The sequence below is a fragment of the Bosea sp. 29B genome (genome assembly GCF_902506165.1).
Lineage (GTDB): Bacteria > Pseudomonadota > Alphaproteobacteria > Rhizobiales > Beijerinckiaceae > Allobosea.
This window is the reverse complement of sequence record NZ_LR733817.1, coordinates 3,135,893-3,162,721: the sequence shown is the minus strand read 5'-3', so window position 1 is coordinate 3,162,721 and position 26,829 is coordinate 3,135,893. Positions and strand designations below refer to the sequence as shown.

Here is a 26,829-nt window from a genome sequence, read left to right as displayed (position 1 = left end):
TAGCGCGATCAGGCGCTCTTCTTCTTGTCGCCCTTGTCGTCGCTGACATCCTTGAAGTCGGCGTCGATGACGTCGTCCTTCTTCGGTTCCTCGGCAGCGGCGCCCTCGGCGGCAGCGCCTTCAGCAGCCTGGCTGGCGGCATACATCGCCTCGCCGAGCTTCATCGACGCCTGCATCAGCTCGTTGGTGCGAGCCTGGATTGCCTCGACATCCTCACCGGTGAGAGCAGTCCTCAAGGCTTCGAGCGCGGTCTCGATCGCGCCCTTGTCGGCGGCCGAAACCTTGTCGCCATAGTCCTTCAGCGACTTTTCGGTCGAGTGCACGAGGCTCTCGCCCTGGTTCTTGGCCTCGACCACCTCGCGACGCTTCTTGTCGTCGGCGGCGTTGGCCTCGGCATCCTTGACCATCTTCTGGATCTCGGCCTCGGAGAGGCCGCCAGATGCCTGGATGCGGATCTGCTGCTCCTTGTTGGTGGCCTTGTCCTTCGCCGTCACCGAGACGATGCCGTTGGCGTCGATGTCGAAGGTCACCTCGATCTGCGGCATGCCGCGCGGGGCCGGCGGAATGCCCATCAGGTCGAACTGGCCGAGCATCTTGTTGTCGGCCGCCATCTCGCGCTCGCCCTGGAAGACCCGGATCGTCACCGCGCCCTGATTGTCCTCGGCGGTGGAGAAGACCTGGCTCTTCTTGGTCGGGATCGTGGTGTTGCGGTCGATCAGGCGCGTGAACACGCCGCCCAACGTCTCGATGCCGAGCGAGAGCGGGGTCACGTCGAGCAGCAGAACGTCCTTGACGTCGCCCTGCAGCACGCCGGCCTGGATCGCGGCGCCGATAGCGACGACCTCGTCAGGGTTGACGCCCTTGTGCGGCTCCTTGCCGAAGAACTGCTTCACCACCTCCTGGACCTTCGGCATGCGGGTCATGCCGCCGACCAGGACGACCTCGTCGATCTGGCCCGCGGACAGGCCGGCATCCTTGAGCGCCTTGCGGCAGGGCTCGATGGTGCGCTGGATCAGGTCGTCGACCAGGCTCTCGAACTTGGCGCGCGAGAGCTTGATGGCAAGGTGCTTGGGACCCGAGGCATCCGCCGTGATGTAGGGCAGGTTGATCTCGGTCTGCGCGGTGGTCGAGAGCTCGATCTTGGCCTTCTCGGCAGCTTCCTTCAGGCGCTGGAGGGCGAGCTTGTCCTTCTTCAGGTCGATGCCCTGCTCGCGCTTGAACTCGTCCGCCAGGTACTCGACCAGGCGCATGTCGAAGTCCTCGCCGCCGAGGAAGGTGTCGCCATTGGTCGACTTCACCTCGAAGACGCCGTCGCCGATCTCGAGGACCGAGACGTCGAACGTACCGCCGCCGAGGTCATAGACCGCGATGGTGCCGGCCGACTTCTTGTCGAGGCCATAGGCGAGCGCGGCCGCGGTCGGCTCGTTGATGATGCGCAGCACCTCGAGGCCGGCGATGCGGCCGGCATCCTTGGTGGCCTGGCGCTGGGCGTCGTTGAAATAGGCGGGAACGGTGATGACGGCCTGAGTCACCGGCTGGCCGAGATAGGCCTCCGCGGTCTCCTTCATCTTGGTCAGCGTGAAGGCGGAGATCTGCGAGGGCGAGTAATCCTTGCCATCGGCCTCGACCCAGGCGTCGCCCGACGGGGCCTTCTTGATCCTGTAGGGGACGAGATCGATGTCCTTCTTGGTCATCGGATCGTCGAAAGTGCGCCCGATCAGGCGCTTGATGGCGAAGAAGGTGCGCTCCGGATTGGTGACCGCCTGGCGCTTGGCAGGCTGGCCGACCAGACGCTCGCCGTCATCCGTGATGGCGACGATCGAAGGCGTGGTGCGGGCGCCCTCGGAATTCTCGATGACCTTGGGCGTCGACCCCTCCATCACTGCAACGCAGGAATTGGTGGTTCCGAGGTCGATACCGATGACTTTACCCATGGACGGGATCCCTTTCGATTTAGCAGATCGCCGGAAGAGCGCGCGTAAGACGCCGCTCCCCGGCCCATGGCCCCGGGTCGCCCCCACCTTCCGCGGCGAACGAACCCGGGATACCCACGTCTGGCGGCCGAAGCGACGGAACGGAGCTTCAAGCCCCGGCCCGGCCTCACCCGCCGGTTACAACAAAGATCGACCGGCCCTGCGTTTCAGCGTTCGCATGTGAGTGCTGGCGCCTGGCGCAATCCGGCCCCGATGGCCCGTAAAAACCACCGCTTCGCGGCGTATATAGGGAGGGTGACGGCCTGCTTGCAAGGCGCGGAGCCGGATTAAGAATCGGCTTTGTGCAGTATCCCTCACAGAATTCGCGGGGCTGACCATTCCGGGTAAGTGTTGCGCGCATGCTCTTGCGCAACCGGCGTAGCCACTCCATTCAGAATGGACCTTGCGCCACCAGGAAACAGCCGTGACGACGCTCCGCCGCCCGACTGCCCATCGCCTCGCTGCCGGCGCAGTCATGGCCTGGCTCGGCCTTGCAGGCGCGGCTCTGGCTCAGCCGATGCAGCTTCCCGGTGCGCAGCCCTTCAACCAGCCCGGGGCCCAGCAATCGGCGCCGGCCTCCGTCGGCGGCCAGTCGTCGGCGCCGCGCCCGCGCACCATGCCGGCCATCAAGATCCCCGGCGAAGACTCGATTCTCGGCAAGACCTTGCGACGCAATGGCGGCTTCGGCGAAGCAACGCTGGAGAAGACCGGCAGCGGCTACGGCCTTAAGCTGCGCGCCGAAGGCTTCCAGTCCAGCAACCTCGTCGAACCCTGCGCCATCTCCTTCGGCGATACGCCCGTGCCGGTGACCTCGCTCGGCAAGCCGGCCGGGCTGCCACGCTACAAGCTGGAAGCCGCGGCCTGCCCGATCGTCTTCGACGTACTCGAAGGCGCCTTCCTGGTGGTCGAGCCGGAGCAGCCCTGCGTGATCGAGGCCGCCGCCTGCCGCATCGATCCCCGCGGCGTCTGGGGGCCGGACGTGCGCACCCTGCCGGCCCGCGCCAAGGAGACCGAAGCCGAGCGCAGCAAGGCGGAGACCGCGGTGCGGGAGGGCTACCGGGCGCTCTCGGCCAAGGCCAACCTGACGGAGCAGCGCACGATCGCCCGCGAGCAGGCCGGCTTCTCGTCGGAGCGCGAGCAGATCTGCCGCGACTTCCAGCGCGAGGGCTCACACGGCTTTTGCGGCGCCCGCATCACCGAGGCGCGCGCCGCCTCGATCCGCGCCCGCCTCGGCCTGCCCGAGCCGAAACCCGAGGCGGCCAAGCCGCGCCCGGCCACGGCAAGGCGGGCGCCCCCGCCTGCGGCAGCGCCCGCTCCGACCATCCAGTAAGCTTTTCGGGTTCAGGCGGCCTCGCCGCCCGCGACCTGGCCGGCCTCCCAGCCGAGGATGGCGCGCTTGCGCGTCAGCCCCCAATGGTAGCCGGTGAGCGCGCCGGACTTGCCGATGACGCGGTGGCAGGGGACGACGAAGGAGATCGGGTTCTTGCCGACCGCCGCACCGACCGCGCGAGCCGCCGAGGGCTTGCCGATATGGTCGGCGACGTCGCCATAGGTGGTGGCGCAGCCGACGGGGATGCGCAGCAGCGTCTCCCAGACACGGACCTCGAAATCGGTGCCGATCAGCACGACGCGCAACGGCGTCTGCGGCGACCAGCTGCCCGGCTCGAAGATGCGCGTCGCATAGGGCGCCGTGCTCTGCGGGTCGAAGCGGTAATCCGCATGCGGCCAGCGCCGCATCATGTCGGCCAGCGCCTCGGCCCGGCCGCCAATCACCTTGCCGCCGTCGAGGCTGTTCGAGACCCAACCGAGACCGGCGAGCCCACGCTCGGTGACCACGACCAGCGCCTCGCCGAAAGGCGACTGGTGGAAGCCATAGGACATGCGCAGCCCCTCGCCGCCGGTCTTCCACTCGCCCGGTGACATCGCCTCATGGGTGACGAAGAGGTCGTGCAGGCGGCCGGGGCCCGAGAGTCCGACCTCGAAGCTGGTGTCGAGGATGCTGGCGGAGGCGGCCAGCAGGCCTTTGGCGTTGTCGAGCGTGATCGCCTGCAGGAAGGCTTTGGGCGTCAGCCCGCACCAGCGCCGGAACAGGTGATGCACGTCGGTCGGGGTCGCACCGGCGGCGTCGGCGATCGCCTCGATCGTCGGCTGCTGGCGCCAGTTGTTGGTGATGTAGGCCAGGATGCGGCGCACGGTGTCGTAATCCGAGCCGGGCACCACCGCCGGGAAATCGGCTTCCGAGGGAATGGCCTCGGTGGCGCGGGCGAGCACGGCATTGGAGACTACGATCGGTTTCATCGCGGTCCTGAGACTGGAATGGGCGTTCATCGGTCTATCCTCGCGATCTGATCTCTCATGCTCACGAAGCTAGTCATGTCAGCATGCGTCTCCCACCCGAAAGCTGACAAGCTCGTCTTCGCCTCCGAGGCCACGTAGACATGCACAGATGACCGATTCAGCCGACGCCGTCGTCTCACTCTACCAGCGCCACGCCGCTGCCTATGACCAACAGCGCGGCCGCAAGCCGATGGAGGCGCGCTGGCTCGACCGCTTCCTGTCGCTGCTGCCGGCGACAGCAGCGGTGCTCGATCTCGGCTGCGGCATGGGCGAGCCGATCGCAAGGCATCTGATCGAGCGCGGCTGCACCGTGACCGGGATCGATTCATCGGCGCCTCTGATCGCGCTCTGCCGCGAACGCTTCCAGCAGCAGGACTGGCAGGTCGGCGACATGCGCGAGCTCGCACTTGGCCGGCGCTTCGACGGGCTGATAGCCTGGGACAGCTTCTTCCACCTGAAGCCCGACGACCAGCGCCGGATGTTCCCGCTCTTTGGCGAGCACGCCGCCGAAGGCGCTGTGCTGCTCTTCACCAGCGGGCCGGCCCATGGCGAGGCGATCGGCAACTTCGAGGGCGAGCCGCTCTACCATGGCAGCCTCGACCCGGCCGAGTATCGCGCGCTGCTGGACGCGAACGGCTTTGCCGTCGTCGAGCATATCGTCGAAGACCCGAACTGCGGCGGGCATACGATCTGGCTGGCGCAACGGACGGCCTGAGGCCTCCCTCAAGCGAAGCGCTGCAGCTTTGCGCGCGTCAGGCGCTGGTTGTTGCGGTGCCATTCGTCGTCAGTGAAGAAAACCGGCGAGCTCTCATCCCAGCCGCTGCAGCTGTAATCCGACTGCTCGGCGAAGAAGGCGACGAAGTCCTCGCGCAAGCGCCATTCGGCAATGGCCGCGCCCGGATGGTGGCCATCGAGGATGTCGCAGAGCTTGATCCCGGCCTCTGTGCGGATCAGGCCATGACCGCAGAAGTCGCGGTGGAATTCATGGATCAGCCCCTCGCCGACCGGACGAGTGATCACGCGATCCCAGACCTGCCCTGCCAGCACCGGGCCGAACAGGGCGCGATCGAGCTTGTCGCGCAGGACGAGTGCATAGGCGCGGACCGCTTCCTCGCCACCGTTCTGGTTGGGCAGCGGGCCGCGCCGACCGCGATTGGCGCGCAGGGCCGCGACAACGACGAAGAGGATCACCGCCCATGCGATCAGCGGGATGATCGTCGCGGCCATGCTCAGGCCGGTTCGAAATCCGGGCCGCGCTTGGCCTTGGCGAGCGCCGTGCCGAGTGCTTGCGCAAAACCCTCGCGCTCCCCCGGCGACAGCGCAGAGGCGACCACGGTGCGCTGGCCGCGCGAGACCAGGGACAGTTCGAGCAGGCCGTAATCCTCGTCGTCCTCGCGCTCGAGCTTGGTCCAGGCGGGGTTTGAGCGCCAGATTTTCTCGCGGCCATGATGCGAGACCTTGCGCAGCAATACCTCGAGCGGCGTCACGACAATGCGCTCGAAGGCGCGGGCCGCGTTGAAATTGACCTTGAAGGCGATGAAGATCGCGATGATGTCGAGGCCGAAGAAGCCGGCAACCGGCCAGGCGCCGAGCACCATGAAGGGAATGGAAGCTGCAACGCTGGTCAGGCAGACCAGCGTCATCACGATGCGAAAGCCGTCTTGGCCGAGCGAACGGTGCGGCGTGATCGTCGCGTCGAAGACCGGCTTCTCGGCCGCTTCGGCTGCATTGTCGCAATCGGGCTTGCCCAAGGTCATCCGCGAATTATAACGCCGCGATGCCCGCGCCGAACAGTCCGAAACGCCGCAGCCCTCTCCCGAAGCGGATCACAAGTCCGAAGCCGCGGAGCGCTGCCGAGGTCTACGAGATCTTCAGCCGATTCCGGCAGCAGAGACCCGAGCCAAAGGGCGAGCTCGACTATGTCAACGCCTTCACGCTGCTGGTCGCCGTGGTGCTCTCGGCGCAGGCGACCGATGCCGGCGTCAACAAGGCGACGAAGCGGCTGTTCGACCTCGCCGATACGCCGGAAAAGATGCTCGCCCTCGGCGAAGACCAGGTGCGCGAGCTGATCAAGACGATCGGGCTCTACCGCAACAAGGCGAAGAACGTCGTCGCGCTCTCGGAAAAGCTGATCGCCGAGTTCGGCAGCGAAGTCCCGACCGCACGCGAAGCGCTGGAGAGCCTGCCGGGCGTCGGCCGCAAGACCGCGAACGTCGTGCTCAACATCGCCTTCGGCGAGATCACCCATGCGGTCGACACCCATGTCTTCCGCGTCGCCAACCGCCTGCGCATCGCGCCCGGCAAGAATGTGCTGCAGGTCGAGCTGGGGCTGGAAAAGGCAGTGCCGGCCGAGTTCGGCCGGCACGCGCATCACTGGCTGATCCTGCACGGGCGCTACACCTGCAAGGCGTTGCGTCCGGCCTGCGAGACCTGCGTCGTCGCCGATCTCTGCGATTCCGCCGACAAGCGGATCGCGTAGAACGCCATCAGTTAATCGCCAATCGGGCCTGCTTGATGATCCCGGCCCAGCGGCGCGACTCCGCCTCCATCATCGCGGCGAACTCCTCGGGCTTGTTGCCGATCGGCTCGGCACCCTCGTTCTGCAGCCGCTCGCGGATGAGCGGGCTGTTGATGGTCTCGACCGTCGCCTGGCGCAGCTTCGCCGCGATATCCCTGGGCGTGCCCTTGGGCACGACGAAGCCGTACCAGGCGGTCGCCTCGTAGTCCGGCCAGCCGCTCTCGGCGACCGACGGGACGTCGGGGAAGAGCTTGGCGCGCGCCTTGCCGGTCACTGCCAGCGCCCTGACCTTGCCGCCCTCGATCAGGCCAAGCACGGAGGGCACAGTGGTGATCATGAAGTCGCTGTTGCCGGCGAGCAGGTCGGTCAGCGCCGGTCCGGCGCCGCGATAAGGCACATGCACCGCCTCGAACTGCGCGGTCTGCGCCAGCAGGATCGTCGCCAGATGGCTGGCGGAGCCGTTGCCGGCCGAGCCATAGGTCAGCTTGCCCGGATTCTTTTGGCCCTGTCCGACGAGCTCGGCCAGCGTCCTGTGCGGCGAGTTCGGCGCGACCACCACGACGAGCGGCGCCGCCGAGATCAGCGTCAGCGGGTCGAAAGCGGTCAGTGGGTCGACCCGGACATTCTTGAACAGATGCGGATTGACCACCATCGGGCCCTGATTGGCCATCAGCACGGTATAGCCGTCGGGCGAGGCCGCAGCCGCCTGGGCGGTGGCGAGATTGCCGCCGGCCGAGCCGTTGTTCTCGACCACCAGCGACTGGCCGAGCCGCTCGCCGACGCCCTGCGCGACGAGACGCGCGATCGCGTCCGTGCCGCCGCCGGCGGCGTAGGGCACCAGGAGCTTCATCGGCTTGTCTGGGAAGGCAGCCTGGGCGCGGGCGAACTCAGGCAGGCAGGTGCTGGCCAAGGCGGCTGTGATCAGGCTGCAGAGATGGCGGCGCGTGATCGTCATGGGTCAGTTCTCCTCCCGTTTCCGCCCTCTCTGCAAGCGCGAGGATCGCACTGGCGGGGACGATGACGTTACCTTCGAAAATGCGGCGCGCGGTGCGCACCAGGCTGGCGCGGACCACCTGACCGGCTGCGTCGAGCGCAAGGTCGACCTGGATGGCACCGCTCGGATGCTCGACCGCGACCAACGAGCCGATCTCGGGGGAAAGCATCTCGGCTGCGACACTGCCGGCGATCCGGCTCGCCGCGGCGACACAGAGCGCACCGGTGACGGCATGGCTGCGATGGCAGCGATCCGGTGTGAAATAGCGCGAGGTCAGGCTACCGCCGCGACGCGCCGGCGAAAGCACCCCGACCTTGGGAATGACGCGGCCACTGACGTCGCCGAGACCCATGCGGCGGCCCGCTTCGCGGCGCAGCTCTTCCAGGCGCGCCAGCAAGGCGGCATTCGCATCGAGTTCGGCCGGCGTCTCATCGCCGGCGAGGCCGAGATCGCCTGCCCGCACCAGCAGCATCGGCGTGGCATAGTCGACCAGCGTCACCGGGACGCCGTCGATCTCCTCGCGAGCGAGGCCGGTCGGCAGCAATGCGCCGGTTTTCGAGCCTACCGCTTCGAGGAAACCGAGCTTGATCGGGGCGGCCGTGCCGGCGACCCCATCGATCGCGGTTGCGCCGTCATAGGCGACGACGCCACCCGGCGTCTGCACGGCCGCCTCGATCAGCGCGCCGGTGTTGCGGTTGTGGATGCGCACGATCGTCTCGCCGTCGGCGGCCGGCACCAGGCCGGCCTCGATCGCGAAGGGGCCGACGGCGGAGAGCATGTTGCCGCAATTGGGGCTGAGATCGACATGGGCGCGCTCCACCGCGACCTGGGCGAAGAGATACTCGACATCGGCATCCGGCCGGCTGGAGCGGCTGACGATCGCGACCTTGCTGGTCAGCGAATTGCCACCGCCGAGCCCGTCGAGCTGGAGCATGTGCGGCGAGCCCATCGCTGCGAGCAGGACGCGATCGCGAACCGCCGGATCGCTTGGCAGGTCGCGCTCCAGGAAGAACGGGCCGCGCGAGGTGCCGCCGCGCATCAGCACGCAGGGGATGCGCAGGGCCTGAGCATGCGGAAGCTGGAAGGGAGCGGACAAGGGCGTCACCCGGCGATTGGCGATGCTCTCTCTTCCCAAATCGAATAATCGCTGTGAAATGCAGAGATCGGCGCTATTCATACGCCATGAGCATCAATTTCGAAGCCCTCGATCTGCGCGCCTTCATCTCGGTGGTCGAGCTCGGCGGCTTCCACCGCGCCGCCGAGGCGCTCAATATGTCCCAGCCGGCCCTGAGCCGGCGCATCCAGCGGCTGGAAAGCGCGGTCGGGGCGGCGCTGCTGGAGCGGACGACGCGCCGGGTCGCGCTGACAATGGTCGGACGCGAGATGCTGCCCTTGGTCCGGCGCATGCTCGACGAGTTCGATACCTCGATCTTCGCGATGCGCGATCTCGGCAGCCGCCGCGCCGGGCTGATCGCGCTCGCCTGCGTGCCCACGGCCGCCTTCTACTTCCTGCCCTCGGTGATCGCGCGTTTCCAGGTGCAGTATCCGAACATCCGCTTCCGCATCCTCGACCTCTCGGCCAATGACGGTCTGGAGGCAGTGGCACGTGGCGAGGTCGAATTCGGCATCAATCTGATCGGCGGCTCCGACAGCGAACTCAGTTTCGAGCCGCTGATCGACGACCCCTTTGTGCTCGCCTGCCGGCATGATCATGCGCTGGCGCAGAAATCAGCTTTGAGCTGGACTGATCTCGAAGGCCATCCGCTGGTCACGGTCAGCCGCAGCAGCGGTAATCGCGCCATCCTCGATGCAGCACTGGTCAAGGTCGGCGTCCGGCTCGACTGGTCCTTCGAGGTGACGCATCTGTCGACCTCGCTCGGCCTGGTCGAGGCCGGCCTCGGCATCTCGGTGCTGCCCAAGCTGGCGACGCCGGGCGAGAATCACCCGATCATCGTGACGCGGCCGATCCGTGACCCGGAAGTCTCGCGCACCATCGGCGTGGTCAGGCGCCGCGGCGTCAAGCTCGCGCCAGCGGCGGAGCGCTTCCTGGAGATGCTGCTAGGAACCTGGCGTGGGCCGGTGTCGGGCTGACCCGTCTTTCCGGGGCTTCGCGCAGCGAAGAGCCCGGAACCCATGAACACCGACGCTATTCCAGTTCGTCATGCTCGCCCTTGTGGCGAGCATCCACGTCTTGAACACCGCACGCGATCAGGGAAGCGAAGACGTGGATGGTCGGGACAAGCCCGACCATGACGGAGAAGGGCAGTGTTCATGGGTTCCGGGCTCAGGCCTTTGGCCTGCCCCGGAATGACGGCGAAGGTTCCGCCTCAGCCGAAGACCCAGAGCCCGGCGAGGCCGGCTGAGCCGACGATGATCCGCCACCAGGCGAAGGGCGTGAAGCCGCGCTTCGAGACGAAGTCGAGGAAGCTGCGGACGACGATCAGCGCCGAGACGAAGGCGGTGACGAAGCCGATGCCGATCAGCGCGACATCGTTCGTCGTCAGCTCCTTGTAGTTCTTGAGGAGATCATAGGCGAAGGCGCCGGCCATCGTGGGCATCGCCAGGAAGAAGGAGAACTCGGCCGCAGCCCGCTTGTCGGCGCCGAGCAGCATGGCGCCGACGATGGTCGAACCCGAGCGTGAAACCCCCGGCACCATCGCAAGGCACTGGATGAAGCCGATCTTGAGATACATCGGCAGTGGGAATTTGGTGGCGTCGTGATGCTTCACCTCGAGTTCCAGCTCGTCGACGACGAGGAGGACGAGGCCGCCGGCGATCAGCGTGCAGCAGACCAGGAAAGGGTTGAACAGCACGCCCTTGATGAAGCCGTGCGCCAGCGCGCCGATCACCGCCGCCGGCAGGAAGGCGACGAGCACGCCGAGGACGAAGCGCCGCGCGGACGGGTCGGTGCGCAAGCGCAGGGCGATGTCGAGCAGGCGGCGGAAATAGACCAGCAGGATCGCCAGGATCGCTCCGAGCTGGACCAGTATCTCGAAGGACTTGCCCTTGGATTCGAAGCCGAGGAAATGCCCAAGCAGGAGCAGGTGGCCGGTCGAGGACACCGGCAGGAATTCGGTCAGCCCTTCGACCACGCCGAGCACGGCGGCGACAAGAAGGTCATGCATGGGAGGGTCCTTCCGAGCCTTGCTGGTGCGACGCAACAAAGCTGCACCACACGCGTTAAAGCTATGGCGCAGGGTCTTTGCAAATTGGTTACCAGACCGGCAAGGATTTCTGCGCAATCCGCCACTTCACCCGGTCCCGGGTTGTTAGGCTTAGCCGGCAGGCCTATACGGGGGGCGCTCTATTGCGCTGCATCAGCGCCGGCCTACCCCACCCGAACCGTCCTCAGTTCCAGCAATCGATGGCCACGCTTCACCATTATACGCTCTGTCCGCATTCGCGCTTCATCCGGCTCGCACTCGGCGAGTTCGGCCTCGACGCCACGCTGGTCGAAGAGCGCGTCTGGGAACGGCGGCGCGAGTTCCTCGAGCTCAATCCGGCCGGGACGACCCCGGTGCTGCGCGAGGATAGCGGCCTCGTCGTGCCCGGCCCCGGACCGATCGCCGAATATCTCGACGAGACCCGCGGGCTGGCGCTGGCCGAACGGCGCCTGCTGCCGGAGGGGCCCGGCGGACGCATCGAGGTGCGCCGGCTGCTCGACTGGTTCAACATCAAGTTCAACGAGGAAATCACCGCTCCGCTCGTGCTGGAGAAGGTGATGAAGCGCTTCATGAGCCGGGATGAGGGCGGCGGCCCGCCGGAAATGAGTGCAATCCGCGCGGCGCGCGGCAATGTGCGCTATCATCTGCGCTACATCGCTTGGCTGACGGCGAAACGGAACTGGCTCGCCGGCGACAATCTGAGCTATGCCGATCTTGCCGCGGCGGCGCATCTCTCCTGCGTCGACTATCTCGGCGACGTGCCCTGGGACGAGGATGAGGCTGCCCGCGCATGGTATGCGAGGATCAAGTCCAGACCGAGCTTCCGGCCGCTGCTGAGCGACCGGATTCCCGGCATGGCGCCCTCGGCCCACTACGACGACCTGGACTTCTGAGCGGCGACAAGCTCAAGGCCGCGATCGCTGCGCGCGCCAAGGCTGAAGGCTTCGCTGTCATGCGCGTCGCCTCGGTCGACGCTATCCCCGAAGCGCCGGAGCGCCTCGCCGGCTGGCTGGGGGCTGGTCATCACGGCGACATGACCTGGCTGACCGAGCGCACGGCGGAACGTGCCGATCCGGCGACCCTGTGGCCGGCCGCCCGATCGGTCGTCATGCTCGGCATGAGCTATGCCGGCGAAGGCGATCCGCTCGCCGTCCTGGAGCAGCGCGATCGCGGCGCGATCTCGCTGTATGCCCGCCGGCGCGACTATCACGACGTGATCAAGGGCAAGCTGAAGAGCATCGCCGGCGTGCTGGCGGCGCGCGGCGAGGCCGAGGTCAAGGTCTTCGTCGACACCGCCCCGGTTATGGAAAAGCCGCTGGCGCAGGCGGCAGGGCTCGGCTGGCAAGGCAAGCAGACGGTGCTGGTCTCGCGCCAGCATGGCACCTGGCTCTTCCTCGGGGCGATCTACACTTCGGCGGAGCTGACGCCGGACGAGCCCGAGCGCGACCATTGTGGCTCCTGCACGCGCTGCCTCGACATCTGCCCGACCAAGGCCTTCCCGGCCCCCTACCAGCTCGATTCGCGCCGCTGCATCGCCTATCTGACGATCGAGCATCAGGGCCATATCGGCGCCGAGTTCCGCGCTGGCATCGGCAATCGCGTCTTCGGCTGCGACGATTGCCTGGCCGTCTGTCCCTGGAACAAGTTCGCGGAAGCCTCGCAAGAAACGCGCCTGGCGCTGAAGGGCGAGCTCGAGGCCCTGCCGCTGGCCGACCTCGCCGGGCTCGACGACACCGCCTTCCGCACGTTCTTTGCCGGCACGCCGGTGAAACGCACCGGCCGCGACCGCTTCATCCGCAATGTCCTGATCGCGATCGGCAACAGCGATGATCCAACTCTGGCCGCAAGCGCCGAAGCCTTGCTCGACGATCCCTCGCCCCTGGTGAGGGCGATGGCGGCCTGGGCACTTTGGCAGCTCGTGCCGAGCCATGCGGCGAAACTCGCGCCCGCCCGCCTCGCGCGGGAAACCGACCCCGAGGTCAGGGCCGAATGGGCTCAGCCTTCTCCGAACCAACTGGAACCTGCATGAAGCTCGTCATCTTCGGCCTCGGCTATTCCGCCGGGTTCTTCGCGCGCGCCGCTCTGGCGAAGGGCTGGGAGGTCACCGGCACGGTGCGCTCGGCAGAGAAGGCCGGCGAGCTCAGCAAGCAAGGGCTGCACACGCTGGTCTTCGGCGGCTTTGCGGTGTCGACGCCCCTGGCAAAGCTCGTCGCGGAGGCGGATGCCGTATTGGTCTCGGCCCAGCCCGACGAGAACGGCGATCCGGTGCTCGGCGCGCTCGCCGACAAGCTCGCGACCGCCGAGAAGCTGCGCTGGATCGGCTATCTCTCGACCATCGGCGTCTATGGCGACCATGGCGGCGCCTGGATCGATGAGACCGCCGAGTGCCGTCCGACCAGCAAGCGCTCGCGGCAGCGGCTGGAGATCGAGCAGGACTGGCTCGCCTTCGGCGAACGCAGCGGCAAGCCGGTCCAGATCTTCCGCCTCTCCGGCATCTACGGCCCCGGCCGCAATCCGATCACCAAATTGCGGGGCGGCACCGCCAACCGGCTGATCAAACCCGGCCAGGTCTTCAACCGCATCCATGTCGACGACATCGCCGGCGTGCTGATGGCCTCGATCGAGGCGCCGCGCGCCGGCGCGATCTACAACGTCACCGATGACGAGCCGGCGCCGCCGCAGGATGTCGTCAGCTTCGCCGCCGAGGTCACCGGACTCGCCCCACCGCCGGAAACCCCGTTCGACCCCGCAAGACTCTCGCCGATGGCGGCGAGCTTCTATGGCGAGAACAAGCGCGTCTCGAACGCGCTGGTGAAGCGCGAACTCGGCTATGCCTTCCACTATCCGGAGTACCGGCAGGCGCTGCGCGACCTCGCCGCCACGGGCGAGTGATCACGCTCAGGCGGCGTAGCGTCCGGCGTCGCCGTCGAGATACTCGATATAGCGCCGGTCGATCGCAGCGACCGGCAGGATGACCAGCACGTCGGTGGTGCCGAACTGCTTGTCGACCACGGCGCCGGCGCCGAAGCGGGCACCGAGGCGCAGATAGCCCTTCACCAGCGGCGGCAGGCATTTCAGCGCGAGCTTGGCGTCGACCATGCCGGCAGGCAGGCGATCCATCGCCACATGCCGATCGGGCTGGGCCACGACGCGCCAGTCGCCCTGGGCGGTGGCGTGGTGGTGGATGAAGCTGAGCGGCAGGGCCAGCATGTCGGGGTCGGTGCCGTCCAGGCTGGCACAGCCGAACATCGCGTCGATGCGGTGATGGCGGCAATAGGCCCAGATTCCGTGCCAGAGCAGCTCCACCGTCTTCTTGGTGCGGTAGGGCTTCAGCACACAGGAGCGGCCGAGCTCGAGGAAGCGCATGTCGGGATGGCGCGCCAGCAGCGGCGCGATGTCGAATTCGGACTGGGTGTAGAAACCGCCGAGCTTCGCCACGGCCTGCTCGCGCATCAGCCTGTAGGTGCCGACGACCTTGGGCTTGATCCCGCCGAAGCGGCCGCGCGCGGCATGGTCGATGACGAGGAGATGATCGCAGACGGCGTCGAATCGGTCGGCGTCGCGGCGGAACATGCGCGAGATGACATCGGGCTTGGCCGACATCTCCTGGTAGAACACGCGGTAGCGCAGGCGCTGCGCCCGCCAGATCTCGCGCGGGCCACGCGCCAATCGGACCTCGAGCGTGCCGGAGCGGCCGAGCGTGCCGGACAGAGCGTCAGCGCCGGGGAAAGCGAAGCCGCCAAGCTGCTTGCCGGCAGCCAGCAGGTTCGAGGGGGAGAAACGCTGCAACAGGGCCTGGCCGGCCAGCTTCTGCTTTGCCGGCTGACGGGAACCCTGAAAAACGTCGTGCGTCATAGACGGTCTGGCCCCTGCGATCTCGGATCGGCGCATGACAGCTCTGCGCCGACCGTCTTACGGGATCGCGACAAAACTACGTCACTGTGATGACGAAGCCAACCGCCTGTGGAGCAAACCGTGGCTTACGCCGACAGCATCTGTGCCGTTCGCAGCTGCGAAAGCCGCTCGATCCAGCCACGCAGCTGGTCGCGTGACAGTGGCTTAGCCAGGCAATCATCCATGCCGGCGGCGAGCGCCTCGCGCCTGTCATCCTCCGCCGTGTTGGCGCTGACGGCGACGATCGGCATCCGGGCGAGGCCTTGCGCCTTCTCAGCCGCACGGATCCGTCTGCTGACGGCGAGCCCGTCCAGCACCGGCATGCGGACATCGAGCAGGGCAAGATCGAAACCTGCCGACCGGCCGGAACGAGCCTCTTCGGCCAGGCGGACAGCCTCGCCGCCATCATGCGCCCAGACCGCGATGCAGCCGAGCCGCTCCAGCGTGCGAGTCAGCAGAAGCGCGTTGATCTCGTTGTCCTCGGCGACCAGAACTCGCAAACCGGCGGCGGATTGTTGCGCCGACGCATCGCCCTCCGGCACCGCCTCGGCTGCGTGCTGCAACCGCTCGACCGGGTCGAGCCGCACTTGCAGCGAACGCGCCCGGACCGGCTTGACGAGGAAGCCGCTGAAGCCGGCGGCATAGGGAGAGCCGAAGCTGCGGCGCTCGGCCGGCGCCAGCATGATCACGATATCGGCGACACCGGCGCGCCGCGCCGCGGCCGCCACCGCCTCGACCTCGCCGCCCGGAAGATTGCGGTCGACCAGCACCGCGGACAGGGCCGAATCGCCGGCGAGCGCCGCCAAGGCCTGCGCGTGATCGCCAGCCCGCAGGACCTGCGCGCCCGTCCGTTCGAGGCAAGCGGCGATATGGGCCGCGCTGAACGGCGCCGAGGATGCCACCAGGATCCGCCGACCCTGCCAGTTCGGCGAGGCCGGGCGCGCGGTTCCGGCCATGTCAGATCGCAGCGGCAAGGCCAGCCGGAACAATGCGCCGGCCTCCGCGCGATTACCGGCTTCGATCTCCCCGCCCATGGCGCGGGCGAGCCGGCGGGCGATGGCGAGGCCGAGACCAGTACCGGCCTGGTCGCGATGGCCGGTCATGCCGCCCTGCTCGAACTCCTCGAAGATCGTCGCCAGGCGCTCGGCCGGAATGCCCGGCCCGGTATCGGCGATGGCGACGACGAACTGACCAGCGACAGCATCCGCCTCGATACCGACGCCGCCTGCTTGCGTGAACTTCACGGCATTGCCGACGAGATTCAGCAGGATCTGGCGCAGGCGCTCCGCATCCCCGACGAGCCTTCCCGACAGGGCGGGCCCGAGCAAAGTGGAGATCTCGATGCCCTTGGCCTGGGCGCGCGGCGCCATCAGCTCGGTGACGTCCTCGATCAGCGCGGCAGGATCGAACGGCGCGTCGGCGAGTTCGAGCTTGCCGGCCTCGACCTTGGCGAAGTCGAGGATGTCGTCGACGAGACCGAGCAGCGCCTCGCCAGAGCTTCTGAGCGCCTTGACATAGGTCGCCTGCTCCGGGTCGAGCCTGGTGTCGCCGAGCAGGTCGGCCATCCCCAGGATGCCATTGAGCGGCGTGCGGAATTCATGACTGACGGTCGCCAGGAAGCGCGACTTGGCGGCGCTCGCCTCCTCGGCCCGGCTGCGCGCTTCCTCCAGCGCTGTTTCAGCAGCGATGCGCCCGCTGATCTCGCGGCCGACCCGCTGCAGCACGGTCTGGCCGGCGGCGACAGGGACGACAGTCTCGACCCAGGAGAGCCAACGCTCGCCCTCTTGCGTCTCGATGCATTCGTCGACGACGCGAGCGCCCCCCGGCAGGGCCTGCACCGGCCGGGCGCTGCGCACGCGCGGCTGCTCGACGCTGCCGACGGCCTCGGTTTCACTCTTGCCGATCAGCGCTGCATAGGCGGCGTTGGCGTAGATGATCCGGCCCTCGCTGCGGCGCACGATCAGGTCGCCCTGCGCCTCGATCAGACTGCGATAGCGTTCCTCGCTGTCGGCGAGCACCCAGAGCCGGTCGCTCAGCTTCTCGACATCGGCCGTCAGCGCCCTCGCCTGCCGGGTCACCTGCCGGCGCTCCCGCAGCAGCCGGATCGCGACGATGGCACAGGCGAGCGCCAAGGCGATGGCGGCGCCGGTCAACAGGATGAGGGAGGACGGCAGCTCGATCATGTCATCTCATCTATCACGCGCCCTCTTGAGAAAGGGTTCGCCCTCCGCGTGAGGATGCCGGATGGTTTGAATGGTTTCGTTAACCTTTCATCAGGCGGCAATCCTTCATCAGGCGGCTTGGGCCGCCTGGTCGATGCGCGAGCGATAGGACAGCGCCTCGGCGAGATGGATACGCCCCAGATGATCCTCGCCGTCGAGGTCGGCAAGCGTGCGCGCGACCTTGAGCACGCGGTGATAGCCGCGCGCCGTCAACCGCATCGCCTCGGCGGCACTGCGCAGCAGCGCGAGCCCGGCTGCATCCGGCCGCGCGATATCGTCGAGCAACGCGGCGGGACAGCGGGCATTGGTCGTGCCGCCGGGAAGGCCGAGCGCGGCATAGCGCTCCGACTGGCGAGCGCGGGCCGCAGCGACGCGGGCGGCGACCTCGGCCGAGCCTTCGGGCGCTGCGGGCAGAATGAGATCGGCCGCCGTCAGGGCGGGAACGTCGATGGTGATGTCGATCCGGTCGAGCATCGGGCCGGAAATCCTGGCCTGGTAGCCCGCCATGCAGCGCTCGTTCGGCTGGCGGCGGCAGGCATAGCCCGGCTCGGTCGCCTTGCCGCAGCGACAGGGATTCATCGCCGCGATCAGCTGGAACTTCGCGGGATAGACGGCGCGATGATTGGCGCGCGAGATCAGCACCTCGCCGGTCTCCATCGGCTGGCGCAAAGCATCGAGCGCCTGCGCCTGGAACTCCGGCAGCTCGTCGAGGAAGAGCACGCCGTGATGGGCGAGCGAGATTTCGCCGGGCCGGGCCTGCAGGCCTCCTCCGACCAGCGCCGCCATCGAGGCCGAATGATGCGGGGCGCGGAAAGGGCGCCGGTCGGTCAACTTGCCATCGGCGAGATGGCCGGCGACCGAGAGCACCATCGAGACTTCGAGCAATTCGCGTGGATCGAGCGGCGGCAGGATCGAGGGCAAACGGCTCGCCAGCATCGACTTGCCGGCGCCGGGTGGCCCGTTCATCAGCATATTGTGCTACATTATGAAGCGTCAACCATGAATCGCCATTTCGATCCTTGACACCGTTAGAATTCTTGAAGGAAATCAGCCGCTAAGATTGCTGTGGACGAAGTGTTGAGCGTTGGCGATGGCCAAAAAATCGAGCAAGCAAGCTGCAGCCGCGGCCCAGCCTTATGCCATATCCTACATGCGTTTTTCGACGCCCGAGCAAGCCAAGGGCGACAGCATTCGCCGCCAGAAAAAGAAGGCGTTGGACTGGTCCACTCGCGAACGCATTCCAATCAACACGACTTTCACCGACGCGGGAACGTCGGCATTCACCGACATCGCGGAGAACCTGAAGGCGATCCTCAAGCTCATCGAGACTGGGAAGATTCCGGCGGGCACCTACCTGCTCGTCGAGTCATTGGATCGATTGAGCCGGAAGAAGGTGCTCGAAGCGATGCCGGTCATGCTTCAGCTGATCGATGCCGGCATCATCATCGTCTCACTCGTCGACAACCAGACATACTCCAAGGAGACACTCGGCGAGAACGACGGACTGATCTACTCGCTGATTGGCACGATCCTGAGGGCCAATCAGGAATCCGAGGTCAAGTCGATGCGCCTGTCGGAGGCTTGGGCGAACAAGCGCGCGCAGGCGACTAGCAGAGGCACGGTGATGACTCGCCGCGCTCCGGCTTGGCTTCAGGTCACCGGCTCGGGCAAGAATCAGAGGTTCGAAGCTATTCCCGACCGCGTGGGGATCGTGCGGCGCATCTTCGATTCGACGATCCAGGGCGTGGGTCGAAGGACCATCGTGAGGCAACTCAATGATGAGGGGGTGGATTGTTTCGGGCGCGGCGCAAAATGGCATCCGAGCGCGATCGCCAAAATTCTGACAAACAAGGCGGTGTTGGGTCAATTCCAGCCGATGCGGAAGCTGAAGGGCGGCGGCAAAGAAGCGCATGGGGATCCGCTTCCAAGCTATTACCCGCGGGTTATTTCGCCCGGCCAGTTCTATCGCGCGAAGGTCGCCATTCAATCCCGCGTCGCCGCTGGCGGGCCAAGATCGGAACGGGTGATCAATCTGCTGAATGGCCTCGGCTATTGCGGTGCCTGCCAGAGCCGCATGATGACCGAAAACAAAGGGCCCAAACCGAAGGGCGGGCGGTATTTCTTGTGTTCCTCTTACGCCCGTAGAGCCGGGTGTACGAATGGCGCACGGTGGTCGGTCGAAAAGATCGAGGAACTTGTCCTGGCGCAGGGGCGGCTTGTCGACTGGAGCAAACTTGCTCCGGAACCTGCCCCGGGCAACGACATCGACGCGTTGATCGCCGCTCAAGCCGTAATCATGACACGGCGCCGCAACGTGATGGCCATGGCCGAATTCAACGCCGACCTTGTCCCGAAGGCGAACAGCCTATCGATTGAGATAAACGAACTTCAAAGTCAGATCGACAAACTGAAATCTGACGATCAGGAAATCAAGAATCGGGTCTCTCCTGCAGAAAACCTGAAAATTCTGTCTGAATTGCTTGAGGAAATGGAGAGCGCGTTCGGGGACGATCTTGTGAATTTACGGATCAAGATCGCCCAAACGCTCCGCAATGGCATCGCGAGGCTATCCTTTTACCCCAGCAGCGTCGAAGTCCTGTTCAGCGGAGTAGTTCACTCCTCCGACCCTCCGCGACGTATGCCGCCGATCGCGCTTATACCGCGCCCGCTGACTGAAGCCGAGCAACAGGAACTCGAAGACCTAGGCTACGATTCCGAACAGCCTCCGGTAGAATGGAAGGGCTTTCCGGGCGCCAAGGCGCGCAAGGCGTCTGGAACGGCGGCCAAAGCGCGCTCGTGACGGACAAGTCAACAGTGGGCGGCCTATCACTCGGGATTTACTCGGATTTGAGTTTCGTCCTGATCAGAAGGCCGTGACAACGGCCGGTAGTGACCGACCTCGCGCACAAATCTGCGTCCTTGAGCAAAGCTCCGATGAAGGCGAATCATCAAGTTTTCCTGGTTGACGACCTCGCCTTCTCGTTCCGCTCTTTCCAGAATATCGGCAGGCATTCGCTTCAGAATCTGTCCGCAAATCAGTCCCCGGCTGCCGACAGGCTCCGCAAGCAGCATCTCAAGAACGCGATCGAGGACATCTTCCCAGAACACTTCCGAACGGCTCGAATCCGGCTTCACCGGTGTCGCCGGCCGTGTCGCCATCAGCTTTTCTAGCAACCCATTTGACTGGGATCGCGACTGCTCAAGTTCGTTCGTCAACCTGGAAATTTCGGCCTTAAGGCTCTCGACCTGGGCTGAAAGGACATCGGCACTAGCGAGCGCTTCGTCTCTCAGCTCCCGATCGACCGCAGCGACCGCGGAAAGCTGCTCGCGCTCCGCGTTCAACAGCCGAGTTGCCTGCTGCATGGCCGCTTCCCACAGATTGGCGGCCGCGCGAGCCATTTCCGTCTGCATATGCTCCGGAAGGACTGCAAGTTCGATGCGCGGCTGATAGCTTCGCTGCGCTTTCCATGCCGCGAGATGCGGACCGATATCGCGATAGGACCCGCCACGCGGCAGGGCCGCCCGCACTGTCCGGAGCGAAACGCGTTCGGGCTTGTCCCTCAAGCTGTCCGCAATGCTCCAGACCTGGTGTTGGGTAGGCATCGTCCATCTCCTCAGCCGAGACAGAGCTAAGCCGGGAGAGGTGAATATGGCGTCAAGGGCCCGTCCCTCGGCGTGAACCTGCGAGGTTTCCGGTATCTTGGCCGGCTCGCTCCGCCGACTAGGTCAGGCCACGGCGATTGACGAATCCCGCCGACTCACAAAACTATCTGAGTCAGCGGAGCAGTCTCCCGCACCGTCCACATGGTGAAGCCTTCGGGGCAAGTACGGCTAAATTTTCCCTGGCACTCTTTCGAGCGCGCCGCAGGGCGAGTGGACCGACCCATGATTGGCGCCCTTGGGAGATTGGTATGAGACTGCATTTTCCGAACACGACTCGTGCAAAGAAGGCGGCCAAACGCTTGGCCGGTGCCTTAGGCGTGCCACTAGGCCGCGTACACCACGCTCTGGCTCAAGCATGCGGCTATCGCGATTGGTTCGAGTTCGAGCATCAGGTTGCGCAGGGTCCTCTGAGCACCCTGGATCAGCAATTGACCCTCGAACAGTTTGTCGATCGCCAAAGCCACCTGATCCGGTCGGTTTCTCAGAGCTTGAGCCTGCCCGACAGCGATGTTCAGTGCCATCTGCCCATCGCAAGACTGACAGGCGATCGGCCGGTTCGGTTGCAAGAGCAGGTTGCAATCAGGCTTGCCTGCTGGCGCGCGACCTGCCTGCCCCTCGCAGCCCGCCGAGAAACCGGTGCGATGGGGACATTGAGGTCCGCCGGGCGCAACGGCGAGATCGTCATTCTGAGGCGTTTTGGCCGCCCTACGCACGTCATCTCGGACAAGGCACTGAGCTTCGTCGGAGATTTCGAGTACACCTCGCCGCGAAATCCACCGCCGCTCTTCCTGCCGACGCGGCTCTACCTGCCCTACGGCTATGACGTCGAAACAGACGGTGCGCGGGTGGTCTTCTCCCGGGACTACCTTCCAATGTGGAGGCTGCGGGAAGGCCGGCGGCCCGAGCGCCTCAATCCGTGGGATTCTTTCGAAACCGAGGACCGATATCTTCTGTCCGACGGGTTGAGCACCTGGAACTTCGATCAACTGCAGGCTTTGCAGCAAACCTTCGCTGACGAGCACCAGCTCCAACAGCTCCCGGTGCTGGCGGACCTCCTGCCAATCCTGGTTCATGCCGATCCGGACATCGGACCTTACCCATCTGACTACGTCCACTTGATGAGGCCGAAGCCGCTCCAGCAAGCAGCCTGACGTCTGCGGTCGTAGAGGGAATCGTACCGCTCGATCCAGGCGGCTCATAGGAGGGGACCAGGCGCAATCGCCAGTCGGTGCGCCTGCGTCTTCTGCGCAACATGGCCCCGTAACCGCCTGGAAGGGGCTTTCCGAACCGGCGGCTCTTTGGCTATCCCGCCGCCATCCCCAAACCAGAGGCCAATTTGTATCAGATCAAAGCCACAGTCCGCGGCTCCACCACCAAGGATCGCGCAGCCAACGCAACGGACGCACTGCGCATTTTCCGAAAGGCGCAGACGCTACCATCACTACGGTCGTGCACGGTGCTTCGAAAAGGCGTGATCATTAGCGCTGCCGAACTCGAAAGCGATGCGCGCGGCGAGCAACGCTGAGCTCCCAAGTTCCGTCGTGCATAGCAGTGGCGGCTGGCGGCCAACAGCGATCACCTGGCTAAGAAGGCTGGTCGAAGTTCGTCACCCGTCCCCGGAGGGCAAGCCATCGCCCTCCACCAGCTTTGCAAGGCCAATTAGTTCCAGAACCCTTCCTGATAGTCGCGCGGCGACACAGGCTCAGTCTCCGGCTCCTGCTCAGTTTTCTGGTGCGGGGTTTCGAGCTTTTCGTCGTCTTGCTGCTCGTTTTCGGGCTTCGGCTGACGATCCAGCATGATCTCTCCTTTCAGGGACTGTGGGATGAGATGCTTGGAGCGGACGAACCATATGCACTTTGCTGCGGCGCACAAGACAGCAGGGGGGCGCCGAGCGGCAAGCTAGGCGCAACAATCAACGATTCCATATGCGTGGAATTTTCTGTGTGCGGGAGACCCGCAGCATTAACGCTTAGGTAATGAACCTGCAGTTATGGTGGAGTCAGGTTCGATCTACCGCTTTCCTGCCAGCTGTCGAGCGAACCAGGTTATGGCCCCCGCGGCTGCCACTTCACGGGGCCAACCGGCGCGCGTTGCGCGCTGGAGAACCGACCGAAGGGTAACATCGAGGGCACGGGCAGCGTCAGAGGTGCCAGCGTCCTCGCTGTCCCATTCAAGCGTTTCAGGCGGCTCGATTTGGTGGCGGAGCATGGAACTCAGAATGAGCTCCATGTGATCGGGCGGTCCGCTTTTTGCCCAATTTTGCACGGTTCTGACGGGCAACCGGTGCTCGCGCGCAAAACTGGACTGAGTGTGCCCCAGCTTGGCTAAAGCCTCTTTGAAGGCAGCTCCGTCCATCTGCATCCTGTTGCGTGAGCAGCAGCGTGAGTCGGTCGGCCAATCCTTTGTAGGCCACGATCATCACTTCTCGGCAGACTCTGCAAGCCGGTTAGTTAATGCAGCGTTGAGCGCCAATCCTGCCCATCCGGTAAGGATTAATCCTTCAGTCATGCATTGCACCAAATCGGTGTAGCGCCAATCCTTTGGCCCTGGCCTCCCCAGGGCCTCGCAGGCGCTGCAGCACGCCTGTCCACCGCCCCTAAAATCTGGAGAACGACAGATGGCTTTTGACGACCCGAATCTGCGCGCCATCGCACTGCATCAGATCGATCGGCTGCAGCGGCTAACCGATGACCTCGCCGACATCGTAGGTGGCACAAGGCCGACAAAGGCGGATTTGGACGGAGCCGTTCTTCTCCGGAATTTTCGCGTCGCGGAACGCTCAGTGCCTTGCTTGCGCGGCCTGGCCCACGGACACCCCCAGCTCGACACCGGCCTGATCATGACATCGCAGCTTTACGCGCTGGATCCGGAAGGACGGTGGGCCAGGACCTTGTCGCGCTTCTATCGCTTGATGCCGCCCGAGCAATCGCCTGAACACGCGCTCGGAATCCTCCAATGAAATTCCGGCCGACGAAATCCTCAGGCCGCTTCAACTTTCAGAACGAAGGCAGCTTCGAACTCTTCGTCCACATGGAAGCCGACCCCGACACGCTATCGTACGCCGAATTCAGCTTCGAAATGACGCTGAAGGATCACCGATTCCGCTCCTTCTCCGGCATCACAGCCTATCTGCTCCGACACACCGCCGGACTGTTTGTCATCGCGATCGATTCCCCGCGTTCCCACGCCACGCATCGCTTTCAATCCCTATGGCGCGAAGCCGATCACGCCCTGACCAGGAAAGGCATCTGGCTCTTCGCAACCACCTGCGAAAACCTCCGGCAAGAACCATTGTGGTCAAACGCCCTGGAAATCACGCGCGCCGCACAAGCCGAAGAGATCGCACCCGCCGATCGCGCGCTGATCGTCGAGTTCCTCTCGATCGCCGGCAGGGCACCCCTGCGCGAATGCGCCAGGCTTTGCGACAGCAGCAGCGACAGCTACGACGCCGTTCTCAAGCTCGTTTCCGCAGGTACCCTTCAACTCGCCGAAGACGGCCCGCTATCAGCCGCCACCCTACTGTGCCTATGCAGTTCACCCGATCCGGGAACTCGCAGCATTTCCATCGGAGATTCCTAGGCGGTAGCAGGTAGCGCTACCCGCAACCTGCTTTCTCACGATTCCGGATTCCCCGCGGTTTTCAGTCCATCGACCGCCCGCTGGCATCCCGGCGAATGGCTTTTTTAAAGCCCCCTCGGCGCCTTCCCGGGATTCGTTTCTCCGTTTGGCGGTGCAAATCCAATCCATCGTTCCCCACCCCGCGCTCGCGGACTGGTTCCCGGCGCCAAGATCCGGACCTCCAATGTCCCAGATGATTCAAGACCTACATGACCTCGCTCCTCTCGAAGATCCCAAGTCGCAAAGTTCCGGTAGCCACACTGCGAAACCCAGGAAGAGGTTGCCACGCAAGGATGTCGACCAGCACCTCGGCGAGCGCATGATCTGGAGGGCCTGCCCCCCGGCCTTGCGGCGCGCCATTCATCGTCGGCGTAGCGTCGTCGTCGTGATCGAGGCGATCAGACCGGATTGGGCTGGTATCCTTCATGAAGCGGCCCAGGGGCTTTTTCGGTCGACCAATATTCTGATGGTCGACAGTTCCAAGAAGTCGAAAGTGGATCTTCAGGAAGCCTCGCTCCGATCGGCTACAACCGGGGGGCTGTCGTTTATAATCATCTGCAATGGAAGTCTGGCTGGGCTCAGCCCGGCAGTCGCCGACGCCGCCGACTATTGCCTCCAGATCCATTCTCCCGATCGATCTCTCATAACGGCCACGTTGAAAGCGGCGTTCGAGGTGGACTCGGTCAGAAATATCCCCAGCCGCGTGGGCCACGAATCTTCCGCGGCCGCTCTCATCGCGGCCATCAGACCCAAGGAGACCGCCGCCCGCGCGATTGCCCGGTTGCGCGACCTCGACCGACGCAATCAGGATCGCTCGCGCCACAGCCTTTCACCGGGCCCCACGCTCTCAGATCTGGACGGATACGGAGCGGCAAAGCGCTGGGGTCTGGAACTTGCCGACGATCTTGCGGCCTATCGACGCGGAGATGTAGGCTGGTCGGAGCTGTCGACCGCAGCGATTCTGCACGGCCGGCCCGGCACAGGCAAAACCTTCTTTGCGTCGGCGCTCGCTCGGAGTTGTCGCGTGCCGATGGTTGCGACCTCGCTCGGTCACCTCTTCAGCCAGACCCCGGGCTACCTCGACAGCATCGTCAAGGGCCTCGATCAGGTGTTCGCCGAGGCGCGCAGCCGGGCGCCTTGCATACTATTCATCGATGAGCTCGACGCATTCCCAGATCGCGCGACGCTCTCCGGCCGCGGGCGCGACTGGTGGACTACGGTCGTCACTCATTTCTTGAAGCTGCTCGATGAGGCGAGAGACCGCGTCATCGTGCTTGGCGCGACCAATATGATTCACCGGATCGACGCCGCCATTCTTCGCGCCGGCCGGATCGAGCGGCAGTTCGAGATTGGACCTCCGGGCGAGGCCGAGTTGGCCAACATCTTCCGGTTCCATCTGGGCGCGCGCCTCACGACGACCGAGGTCGACGGCATCGCTCGCCTCGCCAGGGGGGCCACCGGGGCCGAAGTCGAATTTCTCGTGAAGACTGCGATCGGCCAAGCGCGTCGCGAGCAGCGTGAATTGAAAGTCGATGACCTGCGACGGCTGCTGCTCCGCGACGGCCTCACCGACGAAGAGCTGCACCGCATCTGTATCCACGAAGCCGGCCATGCGGTGGCTGCGATGGCGCTTGGCATCAAGGTCGATCTGATCTCGACGGTGAGCCAGGGTAGCCTTGGCGGAGTGGTCATTACGGAGTCCGCCGGCCGCGTCGCGACGCGTCAGCGCCTCGAGGACAGCGCAGTCGTCTCTCTGGCCGGCCGCGCAGCCGAGACCGTCGTGTTTGGCGATGCCTCGGCCGGCTCTCAACGCGACCTCGAAGCCGCCACCCAGTGCGTCGCTGCCGTCCATGGCTCGCTCGGGCTGGGGTCAAGCATCCTCCATCGCGCAGCGCCAAGCGAGACAAGCCGGCTCCTCGCCGACCCGGACTTTTGCGATCTACTCGAAGCGGAGCTGCGCATCCTCGACGCACGGTGCGTCGTCCTGCTGACCAACCACCTTCAGCAGATCCGAACCATAGCCCAGGCACTCCAGGAGCACAGGGTACTGACCGGGGACGCGCTCCAGGCGTTGCTGCAGTCGTGAGCGCGCTGATCATTGCACTGTTTCGCCGCTGGCAGGTCGACGAGGCTTGCGGCCAGTGCATTCTGGGTCTCGATCAGGCCCGGTACCATCAGTGGAAATACGGCCGCCTCTACGAGGTCGACGACGAGCTGGCCTTCAGGCTCGCCCTCCTCTTCAGCATTCATACCAGCCTCTGCACGATCTTCATGGATCCGACCAAGGGCTATCACTGGATGCGGCACCACAATCTGATACTCTGCCAGACTCCCATTGCCATGATTGCGAGCGGCGATCTCGATGCCCTGAGGCGCCTGCAGACCTACCTCGCTGCTGAAGCCCAGGGGTGGTAATCACTCATTCGACGTTCCGCAGTCCGCCAAA

25 protein-coding genes and 1 pseudogene are annotated in these 26,829 nt (G+C 65.3%); 14 read left to right on the top strand and 12 right to left on the bottom strand.

The window, feature by feature from the left end:
- Positions 1–8: 8 nt before the first annotated feature.
- Complete coding sequence (gene dnaK / locus GV161_RS15360) at positions 9–1,934, bottom strand: molecular chaperone DnaK (RefSeq protein ID WP_152016518.1); 1,926 nt, start codon at positions 1,932–1,934, stop codon at positions 9–11.
- A gap of 463 nt (positions 1,935–2,397) precedes the next feature.
- Here dnaK and GV161_RS15355 point away from each other — a divergent pair, with 463 nt between their 5' ends.
- Positions 2,398–3,303, top strand: a complete 906-nt coding sequence (locus tag GV161_RS15355; RefSeq protein WP_152016517.1) for a hypothetical protein — start codon at positions 2,398–2,400, stop codon at positions 3,301–3,303.
- A gap of 11 nt (positions 3,304–3,314) precedes the next feature.
- Here GV161_RS15355 and GV161_RS15350 read toward each other — a convergent pair whose 3' ends face one another.
- The gene (locus GV161_RS15350) at positions 3,315–4,301 is read right to left on the bottom strand and encodes a methylated-DNA--[protein]-cysteine S-methyltransferase (RefSeq protein WP_244624225.1); all 987 of its coding nucleotides are present in this window, start codon (positions 4,299–4,301) and stop codon (positions 3,315–3,317) included.
- Between the two features lie 118 nt (positions 4,302–4,419).
- On the opposite strand from GV161_RS15350, the gene GV161_RS15345 reads away from it, so the two are divergent.
- Positions 4,420–5,025 (top strand): class I SAM-dependent methyltransferase, encoded by a 606-nt coding sequence (locus GV161_RS15345; RefSeq protein WP_152016516.1) that lies wholly within the window; start codon positions 4,420–4,422, stop codon positions 5,023–5,025.
- Between the two features lie 8 nt (positions 5,026–5,033).
- Here the strand turns inward: GV161_RS15345 and GV161_RS15340 are convergent, their stop codons facing one another.
- Together GV161_RS15340 and GV161_RS15335 are read right to left on the bottom strand one after the other, a co-directional pair.
- Positions 5,034–5,537, bottom strand: a complete 504-nt coding sequence (locus GV161_RS15340; RefSeq protein ID WP_152016515.1) for a hypothetical protein — start codon at positions 5,535–5,537, stop codon at positions 5,034–5,036.
- A 2-nt stretch (positions 5,538–5,539) separates the two neighbouring features.
- Positions 5,540–6,067 (bottom strand): DUF2244 domain-containing protein, encoded by a 528-nt coding sequence (locus tag GV161_RS15335; RefSeq protein WP_152016514.1) that lies wholly within the window; start codon positions 6,065–6,067, stop codon positions 5,540–5,542.
- On the opposite strand from GV161_RS15335, the gene nth reads away from it, so the two are divergent.
- A complete protein-coding gene (nth, locus tag GV161_RS15330; RefSeq protein WP_244624291.1) occupies positions 6,034–6,789 on the top strand; it encodes an endonuclease III in 756 nt (251 codons plus the stop codon). The two genes, GV161_RS15335 and nth, sit on opposite strands and share 34 nt — an antisense overlap.
- A 7-nt stretch (positions 6,790–6,796) precedes the next feature.
- Here nth and GV161_RS15325 read toward each other — a convergent pair whose 3' ends face one another.
- Complete coding sequence (locus tag GV161_RS15325) at positions 6,797–7,783, bottom strand: tripartite tricarboxylate transporter substrate binding protein (protein WP_152016512.1); 987 nt, start codon at positions 7,781–7,783, stop codon at positions 6,797–6,799.
- On the bottom strand, positions 7,716–8,918 hold the full coding sequence (locus GV161_RS15320; protein ID WP_280179060.1) for a 4-oxalomesaconate tautomerase: 1,203 nt from the start codon (positions 8,916–8,918) through the stop codon (positions 7,716–7,718). Before GV161_RS15320 ends, GV161_RS15325 begins: the two co-directional genes overlap by 68 nt.
- 86 nt (positions 8,919–9,004) lie before the next feature.
- On the opposite strand from GV161_RS15320, the gene GV161_RS15315 reads away from it, so the two are divergent.
- Positions 9,005–9,913, top strand: a complete 909-nt coding sequence (locus tag GV161_RS15315; RefSeq protein ID WP_152016510.1) for a LysR family transcriptional regulator — start codon at positions 9,005–9,007, stop codon at positions 9,911–9,913.
- Positions 9,914–10,149: 236 nt separating this feature from the next.
- Here the strand turns inward: GV161_RS15315 and GV161_RS15310 are convergent, their stop codons facing one another.
- Complete coding sequence (locus GV161_RS15310) at positions 10,150–10,947, bottom strand: undecaprenyl-diphosphate phosphatase (protein ID WP_152016509.1); 798 nt, start codon at positions 10,945–10,947, stop codon at positions 10,150–10,152.
- A gap of 239 nt (positions 10,948–11,186) precedes the next feature.
- Between GV161_RS15310 and GV161_RS15305 the strand changes: the two genes are divergently transcribed.
- Genes GV161_RS15305 through GV161_RS15295 form a run of 3 tightly spaced genes read left to right on the top strand, consistent with a single transcriptional unit; the run spans position 11,187 to position 13,878 of the window.
- A complete protein-coding gene (locus GV161_RS15305; protein WP_152016508.1) occupies positions 11,187–11,879 on the top strand; it encodes a glutathione S-transferase family protein in 693 nt (230 codons plus the stop codon).
- A 23-nt stretch (positions 11,880–11,902) separates the two neighbouring features.
- Complete coding sequence (gene queG / locus GV161_RS15300) at positions 11,903–13,015, top strand: tRNA epoxyqueuosine(34) reductase QueG (protein WP_280179064.1); 1,113 nt, start codon at positions 11,903–11,905, stop codon at positions 13,013–13,015.
- On the top strand, positions 13,012–13,878 hold the full coding sequence (locus GV161_RS15295; protein WP_152016506.1) for an SDR family oxidoreductase: 867 nt from the start codon (positions 13,012–13,014) through the stop codon (positions 13,876–13,878). The genes queG and GV161_RS15295 overlap by 4 nt, the downstream gene beginning before the upstream one ends.
- A 6-nt stretch (positions 13,879–13,884) precedes the next feature.
- Here the strand turns inward: GV161_RS15295 and GV161_RS15290 are convergent, their stop codons facing one another.
- The 3 genes and pseudogenes from GV161_RS15290 to GV161_RS15280 form a co-directional block, all read right to left on the bottom strand.
- Positions 13,885–14,841 carry a GNAT family N-acyltransferase gene (locus GV161_RS15290; RefSeq protein ID WP_193219581.1) on the bottom strand — a complete coding sequence of 319 codons (957 nt, stop codon included), beginning with the start codon at positions 14,839–14,841 and terminating at the stop codon, positions 13,885–13,887.
- Between the two features lie 125 nt (positions 14,842–14,966).
- Complete coding sequence (locus tag GV161_RS15285) at positions 14,967–17,063, bottom strand: response regulator (RefSeq protein ID WP_152016504.1); 2,097 nt, start codon at positions 17,061–17,063, stop codon at positions 14,967–14,969.
- A gap of 108 nt (positions 17,064–17,171) precedes the next feature.
- Positions 17,172–18,080 (bottom strand): annotated as a pseudogene (locus tag GV161_RS15280) (ATP-binding protein); the annotation flags it as partial.
- Between the two features lie 112 nt (positions 18,081–18,192).
- On the opposite strand from GV161_RS15280, the gene GV161_RS15275 reads away from it, so the two are divergent.
- Entirely contained in the window at positions 18,193–19,902 is a 1,710-nt protein-coding gene (locus tag GV161_RS15275) for a recombinase family protein (protein WP_152016502.1), read from the top strand.
- Positions 19,903–19,928: 26 nt separating this feature from the next.
- Here the strand turns inward: GV161_RS15275 and GV161_RS15270 are convergent, their stop codons facing one another.
- The gene (locus tag GV161_RS15270; RefSeq protein ID WP_152016501.1) at positions 19,929–20,705 is read right to left on the bottom strand and encodes a DNA-binding protein; all 777 of its coding nucleotides are present in this window, start codon (positions 20,703–20,705) and stop codon (positions 19,929–19,931) included.
- Positions 20,706–21,013: 308 nt separating this feature from the next.
- Between GV161_RS15270 and GV161_RS15265 the strand changes: the two genes are divergently transcribed.
- On the top strand, positions 21,014–21,916 hold the full coding sequence (locus tag GV161_RS15265; RefSeq protein WP_152016500.1) for a hypothetical protein: 903 nt from the start codon (positions 21,014–21,016) through the stop codon (positions 21,914–21,916).
- 185 nt (positions 21,917–22,101) lie between these two features.
- Positions 22,102–22,290: a hypothetical protein gene (locus GV161_RS15260; protein ID WP_159653996.1), complete on the top strand. Its 189-nt coding sequence runs from the start codon at positions 22,102–22,104 to the stop codon at positions 22,288–22,290.
- Between the two features lie 134 nt (positions 22,291–22,424).
- On the opposite strand, the gene GV161_RS15255 is transcribed toward GV161_RS15260, so the two are convergent.
- On the bottom strand, positions 22,425–22,562 hold the full coding sequence (locus GV161_RS15255; protein WP_159650324.1) for a hypothetical protein: 138 nt from the start codon (positions 22,560–22,562) through the stop codon (positions 22,425–22,427).
- 820 nt (positions 22,563–23,382) lie between these two features.
- Between GV161_RS15255 and GV161_RS15250 the strand changes: the two genes are divergently transcribed.
- From GV161_RS15250 to GV161_RS15235, 4 genes are all read left to right on the top strand, one after another.
- Positions 23,383–23,724 (top strand): DUF6634 family protein, encoded by a 342-nt coding sequence (locus GV161_RS15250; protein WP_152016499.1) that lies wholly within the window; start codon positions 23,383–23,385, stop codon positions 23,722–23,724.
- Positions 23,721–24,344, top strand: a complete 624-nt coding sequence (locus tag GV161_RS15245) for a hypothetical protein (protein ID WP_152016498.1) — start codon at positions 23,721–23,723, stop codon at positions 24,342–24,344. Before GV161_RS15250 ends, GV161_RS15245 begins: the two co-directional genes overlap by 4 nt.
- A gap of 223 nt (positions 24,345–24,567) precedes the next feature.
- Entirely contained in the window at positions 24,568–26,469 is a 1,902-nt protein-coding gene (locus tag GV161_RS15240; protein WP_152016497.1) for an AAA family ATPase, read from the top strand.
- Positions 26,466–26,798 carry a hypothetical protein gene (locus GV161_RS15235; RefSeq protein ID WP_152016496.1) on the top strand — a complete coding sequence of 111 codons (333 nt, stop codon included), beginning with the start codon at positions 26,466–26,468 and terminating at the stop codon, positions 26,796–26,798. The genes GV161_RS15240 and GV161_RS15235 overlap by 4 nt, the downstream gene beginning before the upstream one ends.
- Positions 26,799–26,829: the final 31 nt, after the last annotated feature.